Consider the following 12,569-nt stretch of genomic DNA (forward strand, 5'->3'; position numbering starts at 1 on the left):
GGTATGGGGACGGGGACGGGCGGGTCGCTGCGGGAGGCGGTCTACCACCGGCTGCGCGACGAGATCCTCAACGGCCGCGTCTCCCCGCGCGAGCGGCTCACGGAGCCGAAGCTGTCCAAGGCGTTCGAGGTGTCCCGCACCCCGGTGCGCGAGGCGCTGTCGCGGCTGCTGTCCGACGGCCTCGTCGAGCGCACCGACTTCGGGTACGCCGTCGTCGTGCCGTCCCTGGAGACGCTGCGCAACCTCTACGAGCTGCGCATCACCCTCGAGCTCCGCGGCATCGCGCGTGCGGTCGAGAACCCGCAGGTGAAGCACGACGCGGGCATGCTGCGCGCCGAGCTCGCGCGGTGGGAGGAGATGCGCGACGACGTCCCGGAGCCCGACCCGAGCTTCGTCGTCGTCGACGAGGGCTTCCACCAGGTGCTCTCCCGCGCGTCGGGCAACGCCCAGCTCACCGACGCCCTCGTCACCGTGAACCAGAAGATCCGTGCCGTGCGCATGCACGACTTCGTCGAGGACGAGCGCATCACGGCCACGATCGACGAGCACCTGGAGATCCTGCGGCTCGTGCTCGCCGACCGGCTGCCCGAGGCGCTCACGGCGCTGCACAAGCACGTGGGGGAGTCGCTCGAGGTCGTCATGGAGCGGGCGTCGGCGGCGATGGCGCGCATGGCGCTCGCGGGCTGAGGGGCGCCCGCCGCACCTCTCATCCGCGCCCCGGCGGTCAGACCGTCGGATCGGGCGTCGGTGGTGACCAGAACGACGGTCTCGTCGTCATACGGGGGCATGCGGCGGTGCCGCCCCACGGGGACGTCGGCCGTAACGCAGCGTTCACGGCGGGACGCTCGGGGCGAAACACCACCCTCCTACGGTCCCGGATACCGGGGTGTATACAGCCCCGGTCGACCTCCGGCCCCGCGCCGGACCGACCCGAGGGGCCGCCGTGTTCGACACCCTGCTCGTGGCCAACCGCGGCGAGATCGCCGTCCGGATCCTGCGCACCGCGTCCGCGCTGGGCCTGCGCACCGTCGCCGTCTTCTCCGACGCCGACGCCGCCGCCCCGCACGTCCGCCTCGCCGACGAGGCCGTCCGCCTCGGCCCGGCGCCCGCCGCGGAGTCGTACCTGCGCGCCGACGCGGTGCTGGAGGCGGCCCTCGCGACGGGGGCCGGAGCGATCCACCCCGGTTACGGGTTCCTCTCCGAGAACGCGGCGTTCGCGGCGGCCGTCGAGGCGGCCGGGCTCGCCTTCGTCGGTCCGACGCCCGCGCACCTGGAGGTGTTCGGCGACAAGCACCGCGCCCGGGAGGCCGCCCGGGCGGCGGGTGTCCCGCTCATCGCGGGCAGCGGCCTGCTCGACGACGTCGACGCGGCCCTCGCCGCCGCCGAGGCCGTCGGCTACCCGGTCATGCTCAAGGCCGTCGGTGGGGGCGGCGGCATCGGCATGCAGGCGTGCGACGGGCCGGACGAGCTGCGCGAGGCGTACGCGCGCGTGCAGCGGCTCGCGGAGGCGAGCTTCGGGTCCGGCGGGGTGTTCCTCGAGCGGTTCGTGCGGCGCGCCCGCCACCTCGAGGTGCAGGTGTTCGGCGACGGCGCCGGGCGGGTCGTGAGCCTGGGGGACCGGGACTGCTCGTTGCAGCGCCGCAACCAGAAGGTCGTCGAGGAGGCGCCGGCGCCCGGGCTGCCGGACGAGGTCCGCGCCGCGCTCGGGACGTCCGCCCGCGCCCTCACCGCGTCGGTCGCGTACCGGTCGGCCGGCACGGTCGAGTACGTGTACGACGTCGACCGCCAGGAGGTCTCCTTCCTCGAGGTCAACACGCGCCTGCAGGTCGAGCACCCGGTGACGGAGGAGATCACGGGCGTCGACCTCGTCGGCTGGATGCTGCGGCTCGCGCGCGGCGACGCCGACCTGCGCGACGAGCTCGCCGCCCTGCCCGACGACGGCCCCGCCCGCCGCGGCCACGCCGTCGAGGCCCGGGTCTATGCGGAGGACCCGCGCCGCGGCTACCGCCCCAGCGCCGGCCTGCTCACCGACGTCGTCTACCCGGAGGGCGCCCGCGTCGACGCGTGGGCGGAGACCGGCCAGGAGGTGACGAGCCACTACGACCCGATGCTGGCCAAGGTGATCGTGCACGCGGACGACCGCGGCGCGGCGCTCGCGGCGGCCGCGGACGCGCTCGCGGGCACGTCCGTCTCGGGCATCTCCACCAACCTGCCGCTCCTGCGGGCGGCCGTCGCGGACGAGGCGTTCGTCGCCGCCGCCCACACCACGGGCACGCTCGCGCACGTCACCGACGACGAGCCGTGGGTCGAGGTGCTGCGTCCCGGGGTCATGACGACCGTGCAGGACTGGCCCGGCCGGCTCGGGCACTGGGACGTCGGCATCAGCCCGTCCGGCCCGATGGACGACCTGTCGTTCCGGCTCGGCAACGTCGCGCTCGGCAACCCCGAGGGCGCGCCGGGCCTGGAGTGCACGCTGCAGGGGCCGCGGCTGCGGTTCAGCCACGCGGCGGTCGTGTGCGTCACGGGGGCCGACGCGCCCGTGACGGTGGACGGCGTGGGCGTGCCGCAGTGGGAGCCGGTCGAGGTGCCCGCGGGGGCCGTGCTCGACGTCGGCGCCCCGACGGGGACCGGCCTGCGCACGTACGTGCTGCTGCGCGGCGGGCTGGACGTGCCCGAGTACCTGGGCTCGGCGTCGACGTTCTCGCTCGGCGGCTTCGGCGGGTACACCGGGCGGGCGCTCGCCACCGGCGACGTGCTCGTCCCGGCGCCCGTGCCCGCCGACGCCCCCGCCGCCACCGCCGTGCCGGAGGAGGCACGGCCGCAGCTCGTCCACGCGTGGGAGCTCGCCGTCCAGGAGGGGCCCCAGCCGGCGCCGACGTACTTCACGCACGACGACATGCGGATGCTCTACGACGCCACGTGGCAGGTGCAGACGCACGCGAACCGTACGGGGATCCGGCTGAGCGGCCCGAAGCCGCGGTGGGCCCGCCCCGACGGCGGCGAGGCCGGCCTGCACCCGTCCAACCTGCACGACAACCCGTACTCGGTCGGCGCGCTCAACGTCTCCGGCGACACCCCGATCCTGCTCGGTCCCGACGGGCCGTCGCTCGGCGGGTTCGCCTGCCCGGTGACCGTGGTCGCGGGGCACCGCTGGAAGATGGGCCAGATCCGCCCGGGCGACACCGTGCGGCTCGTCCCGGTGCCCGAGGCGACGGCGGACGCCCTGCGCACCTCGACGGTCCGGCGCGCGTCGGCGTCCGTGCCCGCCGACCTGGCGACCGGCCCCGACGGCGACGACGGCGTCCTCGCGCGCGTCGCCGGCGACCCGACCGACCCGCTCGGCCGCCCCGACGTCGTGTACCTGCGCGGCGCCGACGACAACGTGCTCGTCGAGTACGGCCCGATGGTGCTCGACCTCGGCCTGCGGATGCGGGTGCACGCGCTCGGCGAGGCGCTGCGGGCGCGGGCGCTGCCCGGCGTCGTCGACATCACGCCCGGCGTGCGCTCCCTGCACGTGCACGTCGACCCCGCGCTGCTGACCGTCCGCGCCCTCGTCGACGTGCTCGTCGCGCTCGAGGCCGACCTGCCCGCGACCGCCGACCTCGAGGTCCCGTCGCGGCGCATCCACCTGCCGTTCTCGTTCGACGACCCGGTCGTCGCCGAGGCGATCGCGCGCTACACCGTCGGCGTGCGTCCGGAGGCGCCCTGGCTGCCGTCGAACGTCGAGTTCGTGCGGCGCGTCAACGGGCTCGGCTCCGGCGAGGACGTGCTGCGGACCATGACGGAGGCGGAGTACCTCGTCCTCGGGCTCGGCGACGTCTACCTCGGCGCGCCGCTCGCCGTGCCGCTCGACCCGCGGCACCGGCTCATGACGACGAAGTACAACCCGGCGCGGACCTGGACGGCCGCCGACACCGTCGGCCTGGGCGGGCAGTACCTGTGCGTGTACGGGATGGACTCGCCCGGCGGGTACCAGCTGGTCGGGCGGACCGTGCCCATCTGGTCGGGGCACCGCCAGCACGGCGTGTTCGAGCCCGGGACGCCGTGGCTGCTGCGGTTCTTCGACCGGATCGTCTGGCACCCCGTCGGCGCGGAGGAGCTCGCGGAGCAGCGCGTCGCGTTCGCCGCCGGGCGGCTCGAGGTGCAGGTCGAGCACGGCACGTTCTCCTACCGCGAGCACCTCGCGCTGCTCACCGAGCACGCCGACGACATCGCCGCCTTCCGCGCGCACCAGGCCGCCGCGTTCGCCACCGAGCGCGACGCGTGGGCCGCCGCGGGCGAGCTCGACGCGGCTCCCGAGGAGGAGGCGCCGGCCGCCGCGCACGGGTCCGTCGCCGCCGAGGTGGAGCTGCTCGACGGGCACGTGCTCGTCGAGGCGCCGATGGTGGGGTCCGTCTGGCGGGTGGAGGCCGCGGCCGGGGCGGACGTGCGCGCGGGCGACCTGCTCGTCGCGCTGGAGGCCATGAAGCTGGAGCTGGCGGTGCCCTCGCCGTCCGACGGGAGGGTGGTGCGGGTGCTCGTGGAACCGGGGCAGCACGTGGGGCCGGGCGCGCCGCTCGCGGTGCTGGCGGTGGACGCGTGAGCGCCGCGACGTCCGGGACGCGCGTCGTCGAGGCGGGACCCGCGGGCGAGGACCGCGCGCCGGAGGGCCGCGCGCCGGAGGGCCGCGCGCCGGAGGGCCGCGCGCAGGCGCGGGTGCGCGCGGCGTACGCCCGCATGCGGGAGGTCGACCGGCCGGAGGTGTGGATCGCCGTCGTGCCCGAGGCCGACGCGCTCGCGGCGGCCGCCGCCGTCGACGCGCGCGTCGCCGCGGGGGAGGAGCTGCCGCTGGCCGGGCTCGCGCTCGCGGTCAAGGACAACGTGGACGTCGCGGGCCTGCCCACGACCGCCGGGTGCCCGTCCTACGCGACGCACCCCGCCGGGCGCCCCGGACCGGCCGCGCGCACCGCACCGGCCGTGCGGGCGCTGGTCGACGCGGGCGCGGTCGTGCTCGGCAAGACGAACCTCGACCAGTTCGCGACAGGGCTCGTCGGCACCCGCAGCCCGTACGGCGCCGTCCGGCACGCGACCCTGCCCGAGCGCGTGTCCGGCGGGTCGTCCTCCGGGTCGGCGGTGGCCGTCGCGCTCGGCGTCGCCGACATCGGGATCGGCACCGACACGGCCGGGTCCGGACGCGTGCCCGCGGCGTTCCACGGGCTCGTCGGCATCAAGACGAGCGTGGGGCTCGTGCCGACCGGCGGGGTCGTGCCCGCGTGCGCGTCCTACGACGTCGTCACGACCTTCACCCGGGACCTCGCGACGGGCGCGCTCGCGACGCGGCTCATGGTGGAGGCCGGCGCCGGCGCGGCGGCCCGGCGGACGTGGCCCGTCGACGTGCCCGTCGCGCTGCGCGACGAGCCCCTCGTGGCCGTGCCGCGCGCGCAGGACCTGGTGCCGCTCTCGCCGGGCTGGCGGGCTGCCTTCGCCGCCGCCGTCGAGCGGGTGCGGGCCGTCGGCGCACGGACCGTCGAGGTGGACGTCTCCGGCATGCTCGAGGCGGCGCGGCTGCTGTACGACGGGGCGATCGTCGCCGAGCGGTACGCCGCCGTGGGGGAGTTCCTCGCGACGGGCCCGGCGGACGCGGACCCCATCGTCGCGTCGATCGTCCTGGCCGGGGGCGCGGTCCCCGCGGCGGACTACGTGCGCGACCGTCTGCGTCTCGACGCCGCCCGGGCCGACGCCGCCCGCACCCTGGAGGGCGTCGACCTGCTCCTGCTGCCGACGACCACGGAGCACCCGACGATCGCGGACGTGCAGGCGGACCCCGTCGCCATCAACCGGCGGCTCGGCACGTACACGAACTTCGTCAACCTGCTCGACCTCGCGGCCGTCGCGGTCCCGGCGGGCGAGGCGGACGGGGGGCCGTTCGGCGTCACCGTGATCGCCCGCGGCGGCGAGGACCAGCTCGCGCTCGACCTCGCGGCACGCCTGCTCGCGGACGAGGACGGCGCCGCGGACGTGCCGGGGTACGCGCCGCTGGTGGTCGGCGGCACCGTCGAGCTGCTCGTGGTCGGGGCGCACCTGCGCGGGCAGCCGCTGCAGGGGCAGCTCGCCGACCTGGGCGCCCGCTTCGACCGGGCCGTCACGACGTCCGACGCCTACCGGCTGGTCGCGCTGCCCACCGCGCCGCGCAAGCCGGGGCTCGTACGGGTCGGCGCCGGGGGCGGTGCGCCGATCGCGGGCGAGGTGTGGCGGCTGTCGCCCGGGGCGCTCGGGACGTTCCTCGCCGACCTGCCCGCCCCGATGACGCTGGGCCGGGTGGAGCTCGCCGACGGCACGTGGGTCGTCGGGTTCGGGTGCACCGCCGAGGCCGGGGCGTCCGGGGCGGACGTCACCGACACCGGGGGATGGCTCGCGGCCCTCGCCGCCGGCCGCTAGGGGCCGCGCCCGGCACGAGGACCTCGAACCGGGACTTCTCCGCGGGACGGGAAGCGCCGGCGCGGAGAAGTCCGGGTTCGTCGTCCGGAGCGGGCCGGGCGGGGCCGCCGCGGGCTGGGGCGGTCGGAGTCAGGGGCCGTCGGGGGAGGGAGCGTGGGGGGAGGGAGCGTCGGGCCGGCGGTCGCGTCCGGGGACGCGCAGGCCGGAGGCCCGCAGCCGCCGGACGAGCTCGCGCGTGCCGACCGGGACCGCGCCGAGGCCGACGAGCTCGTCCCAGCGCTCGGCGGGCACGTCGTAGTGGTCGCGGTCGAAGGCCCGCCGCGGGATGCCGGCGCGGGCCGCGAACGCGTGCAGCTCGTCGTAGGACGCGTCGCTGACCAGGTGGCCCCAGACCGTGCCGTGCCGGGGCCACAGCGGCGGGTCGAGGAGGACGGTCACCGGGTGAGCGTACGTCCGCGCGGACGCGGCGCCTCCTGCGAGCCGACCACAGCCCGCCGTCCGCGCCCTGTCGTCCTCGGCCGCCCGCCCGGTGCCTCCGGGCGGGCGGGGCCGGCGCCTAGCGTCGGCGCGTCCGTCGTCCACGGGCCGTCCGACGGGCGGCCGCGACGGGCGCGGAGGAGGTCCCATGAGCAGGTACGAGGTCGACGCCGCCCACCTCGACGGGTCGGCGGCGGCGGTGCTCGCCCGTGCGGCGACGATCCAGGCGGAGGTCGCGGGCATGCAGCGGCAGCTCGCCGAGCTGCAGGCGTCGTGGCGGGGCGGCGCGGCGGGAGCGTTCTCGGCGCTCGTCGCCGAGTGGACCGGGACGCAGGCGCGGGTGGAGCAGTCCCTCGCGCAGATCGCGACCGCGATGCAGTCGGCCGCCCGCACCTACGCCGACGCGGAGGCGCACGCCGCCCGCCTGTTCGGGCACTGAGCCCGTGGCCGACAGCCCGGGGTCGCCTGGTCCTGAGCGGCGCCGGGTGCGTCAGCGCGACCCGGTGCCCTCAGGGCGAGGCGGGTGCCTCCTCGCGGTGCCGGGGGAGGGCTCGGTGGGTGCGGTGCGGGGTGCGTCAGAGCGGGCGCGAGGCCGCTCGCGGGGCGTCGACGACGGGCGGGGTCCCCGGACCCCGCCCGGCCGGACCGGTCGGGCCGGCCCCGCCGGAGCCACCGGAGCCGCCGGAGCCGCCGGCGCCACCGCCGTCCGGGGCGCCTGGCGGGGCGTCCCCGCCCGTGGCCTCCTCGAGCCGGCTCAGCTCCTTCTCGAGCCGCTGCAGCTCGGCCGACACGTTCTGCCGGGCCGGCTCCTCCCACGGCTGGGCGAGAGGGCTGACGAACAGCGACGGGCGCGCGAGCAGCTTGCGCAGGATGCGGGCACGCGCCCGCAGGTAGTCCTCGAGCGGCAGGTGCGCGTACTCGGCGCGCACGTCCTTGAGGTACGCCTTGTACCGCTGGGGCTCCGTCGCGAGCATCGCCAGGTCGGCGTCGCACAGCACCGCGCAGTCGATGTCCTGGCGGTCGGGCGCGTGCCGCACCAGCGCCGAGACGAGGTCGGCGATCCGCTGGACGCGCCGCTCGGGGACGCCCAGCGCCGTCAGCTGCTCGCGGGCCAGCCGGGCGCTCGCGGCCTCGTCCTCGCCGCCCTTGTTGGCGTACGCCTTGCGCTCGGCGGAGTCGAACACGGCCCCGTGGTACCAGGCCGCGAGGCGCACCAGGTCGGGCTCGTGCGCCTCCTCGTCGAGCTCGTCCACCCGGGCGAGCACGTCCACGAGGTGCCGCACGTTGTGGAAGTGGCGCTCGGGGCGGGACCAGCGGTCGAGGAGGTCCTCGCCGGTACGCCGGATCTCCTCGGGGGACGCGGTGCCCCCGGCTCCGACGACGCTGCGGGAGAAGGCCGGCAGGAGCCAGCCCGGTGCGTCATGGACGCCCATGGATCATGCCTCACGACGGTGACGTAGGACGGGCCATCGTAGCCACGTCCGGCGCGGGGAGCGCACCCGCGGTCCCGCTGGTCGGACGTCCGACCACGTCCGCGGACGCAGCCGCCGTGCCGCCCGTCGGCCCGTCGACGGGCAGGACGACGCGGACCGTCGTCCCGCCGCCCGGGGTCTGCGTCAGACGGACGCGTCCCTCGTGCGACGTGACGATCGCGGCCACGATCGCCATGCCGAGCCCCGACCCGCCGGACTCGCGCGTCCGCGACGCGTCGACGCGGTAGAAGCGCTCGAAGACCCGCGCGGCGTGCTCCGGGGCGATGCCGGGGCCGTGGTCGCGGACCTCGAGCACCGCCGTCCCCGGCGCCTCGCCGTCCGGCCCGCCGGGCCCGACCCGCACCTCCACGGGGGTGCCCGCCGGCGTGTGCTGCACCGCGTTCCCGACGAGGTTCGCGAGGACCTGCCGCAGGCGTGCCTCGTCACCCTGCACCACGACGGGCCCGGGGCTGCCGCCCGTCTCGAGGCGGGCCGGCCGGTCCGGGTCGAGCGCGCGCAGGTCGCTCACGGCGTCCGCGGCGAGCACGGTCAGGTCGACCGGCCCGAGGCGGCCCGGCCGGCCCTCGTCCAGCCGCGCGAGCGCGAGCAGGTCCTCGACGAGCGAGCCCATGCGCGTCGCGGAGCCCTCGATGCGCCGCATCGTGTCGCCCACCTGCTCCGGGGTCGTCGTCGCGCCCATCCGGTACAGCTCGGCGTAGCCCCGGATGGTCGCGAGCGGGGTCCGCAGCTCGTGGGACGCGTCCGCGACGAACCGGCGCATCCGCGCCTCGGACGCCGTGCGCGCGTCGAACGCCTCCTCGATCTGCGCGAGCATCCCGTTCAGCGCGGCGGCGAGCCGCCCGACCTCGGTCGTCGTCGACGCGGTCGGCACGCGCCGCGACAGCTCGCCGGCGGCGATCGCCGCGGCGGTGTCCTCGATCTCGTCCAGCGGGCGCAGCGAGCGCCGCACCGCCCACGTGCCAGTCACCGCGCCCAGCAGGACGATCGCGATCCCGCTGAGCAGCAGGATGCGCGAGAGCGAGACGACCGCGCGGTCCAGGTCGCGCTGGGGGAGCGCCACCGTGAGGTACCCGCTGCCGTCCTCCAGCGGGAAGGTCACGGCGCGCCACCGCGAGGCCGCGCGGGACGACCCGACGGTGTACGGCTCCCCGGCGCGGGCGGCGGCCTGCCGGACGGTGAGGTCGGGGATGTGCGGGCGCCCGTACTCCGCGAGGGTCGGCGCACGGCCGATGAGCGGCACCTCGACCGCGCCGATCCGGGCCTGCACGTAGTAGTCCGACGGCCCGACGTCCCCGAGGCCGGGCATGCCGGACAGCGCGTCCACCGTCTGCTGCGCCAGCCGGCGGCCCTCGTCCTGGAGCTTCGCGTCGGCCTGCAGCACGAGGGTGCGGCGCAGCAGGGTCGTGCTCGCCGCCCCCGCGAGCACGAGCCCCGCGCCGAGCAGCACGACGATGATCGCGACGAGGCGCCGCACGAGCGGCACGGTCGCCCAGGCCGCCCGCATCCGCGTGAGCACACCCGGCCGGGGTTCCCCGGCCCCGGCCGCGTCCGCCTGCGCCACCGGCACCGGCGTGGTCCCGGGATGCGTCACGCCGGCCCGCGCAGCAGGTACCCCACGCCCCGCCGGGTGTGGATCAGCGGCGGGAGCCGCTCCCCGTCGGGGCCCGTGAGCTGGTCGATCTTGCGGCGCAGGTAGGAGATGTACGACTCGACGATGTTCGCGTCGCCGCCCCAGTCGTACTGCCAGACGTGGTCGAGGATCTGCGTCTTGGACAGCACCCGGTTCGGGTTGAGCATGAGGTAGCGCAGCAGCTTGAACTCGGTGGGGGACAGCTCCACCAGGTGCCCGCCGCGGCGGACCTCGTGCGTGTCCTCGTCGAGCTCGAGGTCGGCGTACCGCAGGACGGAGGAGTCGAGCGCCTCGTCGGGCGTCGTGCGGCGCAGGATCGCCCGGATCCGCGCGACGACCTCCTCGAGGCTGAACGGCTTGGTCACGTAGTCGTCGCCGCCGACCGTCAGGCCCTGCACCTTGTCCGCGGTGTCGTCGCGGGCGGTGAGGAACAGCACGGGCACGTGCTGCCCCTTCTCGCGCAGGCGGCGCGTGACCGTGAACCCGTCCATGTCGGGGAGCATGACGTCGAGCACGACGAGGTCCGGGTCGGTGTCGCGCGCGAGGCGCAGCGCCGATCCGCCGTCGGCCGCCGCGTGCACCTCGAAGCCGGCGAACCGCAGCGAGGTGGCCAGCAGCTCGCGGATGTTCGGCTCGTCGTCGACGACGAGGAGGCGGGCCTCGGTCCCGCCCGTCGGGGTGCTCATGTGACCAGTCTCGCGCCGCGCGCTGGGAGGCGCCTGGGAGCAGGGCCGGTCGGAGGCAACCGAATCTGGGAGTTCGCTGGACGCCGGGACGCGGGGGAAGGGACGAGACGGGAGGATCCGGGCGCCGCCCTGATCGTGATGGACATGTGACCTGCCCTTTCGGTCGTGCGCCGCCACGGGGCTACCGTGGGAGCGTGACCGCATACACCACCGACCGCGTGCTCGCCACCGGCGGTCCCGCGGAGGGCCGTGACCTCGGCCTCAGCGGCGCGCGCCGGCCGCGCGTGACCGTCGTCCAGAGCTCCCCCGACGTGACGCTCGACCGGTTCGCCGACTGGCTGACCGACGTCGACGTCCACCTCGTCCGTGCCGACCTCGGCGAGCCCGTCCCCGGCCCGACGGACGTCGGTGACGGCCTCGTCGTCCTCGGCGGGCACATGACCGCCCACGACGACGACCGTGCCCCGTGGCTGCCGGCGCTGCGCGCGCTGCTCGCCGTCGTGAGCGCGACGGACGTCCCCGCCCTCGGCATCTGCCTCGGCGCGCAGCTGCTCGCCGTCGCACGCGGCGGCCAGGTCCAGGTCGCCGCCCCGCCCGGGCGCGAGGCCGGTGTGGTGGACGTGCGCTGGCGCCCCGAGGCGGAGCAGGACGCGCTCCTGTCTGGCCTCGCGCTCGCCGCCGGTCCCGCCCGCACGACCCCGCAGCCGAGCATGCACGCCGACGCGGTGGTCGACCTGCCCCGCGGCGCCGTCTGGCTCGCCTCGTCGTCGGTCTACCCGTTCCAGGCGTTCCGCATCGGCTCGGCGTGGGGCGTGCAGTTCCACCCCGAGGCGAGCCGCGCGACCCTGCAGGCGTGGGCCGACGCCCACGAGGACGTCGACACCGACGCCGTCCTCGCGCAGGTCGACGCACGTGCGGGCGAGGTCGAGAGCGCCGGCCGTGCGCTGGCCGGCGCCTTCGCCGGCGTCGTCCGCGCCCGCGCGGCGGTGCGCGTCCCCGTCTGACGGGTCCCCCCGTCGGACGACGGGCCCCGGACACGCGACGAGCGTGCGACCCGGCAGGGTCGCACGCTCGTCGGCGTCGGTGGGGTCAGCGCTCGATCTCGGGCGTCACCTGCGTGCCCTCGAGCTGACGCGGCGCCGAGCCCTGCTTGAGGGCCATGAGCCGCGCCTCGATCTCCAGCTGCTCACCGGCCGACTCGAGCTCGGCGAACTGCGAGTCCAGCGACGACGCGGCGATCTCGGCCTGGCCGAGGGCCATCGCCTCCTCGCGGCGCACCTTCTCCTCGAAGCGCGCGAGCTCGCTCGTCGGGTCGAGGACGTTGATCGAGCCGATGGCCTGCTGGACCTGCTGCTGCGCCTGCGCCGACTTCTGCCGGGCGACGAGCGTGTCGCGGCGCTGCTTGAGCTGACCGAGCTTGTCCTTCATCTGCGCGAGGCCGGACTTGAGCTTCTCGACCGTCTCGCGCTGCGAGGCGATGATCGGCTCGGCGTCGCGGACCTCCTGCTCGGCGGTGATCTGCTTGCTGATCGCGACCTTGGCGAGGTTGTCGAAGCGGTCCGCCCTGACGGTGTCGCCCTGGGCGCGGGCCTGGTCGGCGGCCGAGGAGGCGGCGAGCGCCTTCTGGCCCCACTCGCGCGCGGCCCGCACGTCCTCGTTGTAGTCCTGCTCGGCCAGGCGCAGGTTGCCGATCGTCTGCGCGATCGCCTTCTCGGCGTCGGCGATCGAGTTCGTGTAGTCCCGCACCAGCTGGTCGAGCATCTTCTGCGGGTCCTCGGCCTGGTCGATCAGGGCGTTGATGTTCGCCCGCGCCAGCTGCGTGATCCGCCCGAAGATGGACTGCTTCTCCGTCATCGTCCCGTGCCT

10 protein-coding genes are annotated in these 12,569 nt (G+C 76.4%); 5 read left to right on the forward strand and 5 right to left on the reverse strand.

Annotated elements, in window-relative coordinates:
• The first annotated feature begins 3 nt into the window (after positions 1 to 3).
• From FB586_RS06540 to atzF, 3 genes are all read left to right on the forward strand, one after another.
• Entirely contained in the window at positions 4 to 687 is a 684-nt protein-coding gene (locus FB586_RS06540) for a GntR family transcriptional regulator (protein ID WP_136518526.1), read from the forward strand.
• Positions 688 to 943: 256 nt separating this feature from the next.
• A complete protein-coding gene (gene uca / locus FB586_RS06545; RefSeq protein ID WP_136518527.1) occupies positions 944 to 4,582 on the forward strand; it encodes an urea carboxylase in 3,639 nt (1,212 codons plus the stop codon).
• Entirely contained in the window at positions 4,579 to 6,417 is a 1,839-nt protein-coding gene (gene atzF, locus FB586_RS06550) for an allophanate hydrolase (RefSeq protein WP_246036582.1), read from the forward strand. Before uca ends, atzF begins: the two co-directional genes overlap by 4 nt.
• A gap of 129 nt (positions 6,418 to 6,546) precedes the next feature.
• On the opposite strand, the gene FB586_RS06555 is transcribed toward atzF, so the two are convergent.
• Positions 6,547 to 6,855 (reverse strand): DUF4031 domain-containing protein, encoded by a 309-nt coding sequence (locus FB586_RS06555; protein ID WP_136518528.1) that lies wholly within the window; start codon positions 6,853 to 6,855, stop codon positions 6,547 to 6,549.
• 187 nt (positions 6,856 to 7,042) lie between these two features.
• Here FB586_RS06555 and FB586_RS06560 point away from each other — a divergent pair, with 187 nt between their 5' ends.
• Positions 7,043 to 7,333 carry a WXG100 family type VII secretion target gene (locus tag FB586_RS06560; protein ID WP_136518529.1) on the forward strand — a complete coding sequence of 97 codons (291 nt, stop codon included), beginning with the start codon at positions 7,043 to 7,045 and terminating at the stop codon, positions 7,331 to 7,333.
• A 136-nt stretch (positions 7,334 to 7,469) separates the two neighbouring features.
• Here FB586_RS06560 and FB586_RS06565 read toward each other — a convergent pair whose 3' ends face one another.
• Genes FB586_RS06565 through FB586_RS06575 form a run of 3 tightly spaced genes read right to left on the reverse strand, consistent with a single transcriptional unit; the run spans position 7,470 to position 10,703 of the window.
• Positions 7,470 to 8,327 carry an HD domain-containing protein gene (locus FB586_RS06565; protein WP_306419149.1) on the reverse strand — a complete coding sequence of 286 codons (858 nt, stop codon included), beginning with the start codon at positions 8,325 to 8,327 and terminating at the stop codon, positions 7,470 to 7,472.
• Between the two features lie 10 nt (positions 8,328 to 8,337).
• A complete protein-coding gene (locus tag FB586_RS06570; protein ID WP_246036590.1) occupies positions 8,338 to 9,978 on the reverse strand; it encodes a sensor histidine kinase in 1,641 nt (546 codons plus the stop codon).
• The gene (locus FB586_RS06575; protein WP_136518530.1) at positions 9,975 to 10,703 is read right to left on the reverse strand and encodes a response regulator transcription factor; all 729 of its coding nucleotides are present in this window, start codon (positions 10,701 to 10,703) and stop codon (positions 9,975 to 9,977) included. The genes FB586_RS06570 and FB586_RS06575 overlap by 4 nt, the downstream gene beginning before the upstream one ends.
• A 194-nt stretch (positions 10,704 to 10,897) precedes the next feature.
• Here FB586_RS06575 and FB586_RS06580 point away from each other — a divergent pair, with 194 nt between their 5' ends.
• The gene (locus FB586_RS06580) at positions 10,898 to 11,707 is read left to right on the forward strand and encodes a type 1 glutamine amidotransferase (protein ID WP_306419150.1); all 810 of its coding nucleotides are present in this window, start codon (positions 10,898 to 10,900) and stop codon (positions 11,705 to 11,707) included.
• 85 nt (positions 11,708 to 11,792) lie between these two features.
• Here FB586_RS06580 and FB586_RS06585 read toward each other — a convergent pair whose 3' ends face one another.
• Entirely contained in the window at positions 11,793 to 12,557 is a 765-nt protein-coding gene (locus tag FB586_RS06585) for a PspA/IM30 family protein (protein WP_136518531.1), read from the reverse strand.
• Positions 12,558 to 12,569: the final 12 nt, after the last annotated feature.

It is taken from the genome of Cellulomonas telluris, from assembly GCF_004886325.1.
GTDB lineage: Bacteria > Actinomycetota > Actinomycetes > Actinomycetales > Cellulomonadaceae > Cellulomonas > Cellulomonas telluris.

What these genes read in the sequence shown, in the direction of transcription:
- FB586_RS06560 (WP_136518529.1), top strand. Translation starts at nt 7,043, where the DNA reads ATGAGCAGGTACGAGGTCGACGCCGCCCACCTCGACGGGTCGGCGGCG.
- FB586_RS06540 (WP_136518526.1), top strand. Translation starts at nt 4, where the DNA reads ATGGGGACGGGGACGGGCGGGTCGCTGCGGGAGGCGGTCTACCACCGG.
- FB586_RS06565 (WP_306419149.1), bottom strand. Translation starts at nt 8,327, where the DNA reads ATGGGCGTCCATGACGCACCGGGCTGGCTCCTGCCGGCCTTCTCCCGC.
- FB586_RS06575 (WP_136518530.1), bottom strand. Translation starts at nt 10,703, where the DNA reads ATGAGCACCCCGACGGGCGGGACCGAGGCCCGCCTCCTCGTCGTCGAC.
- FB586_RS06585 (WP_136518531.1), bottom strand. Translation starts at nt 12,557, where the DNA reads ATGACGGAGAAGCAGTCCATCTTCGGGCGGATCACGCAGCTGGCGCGG.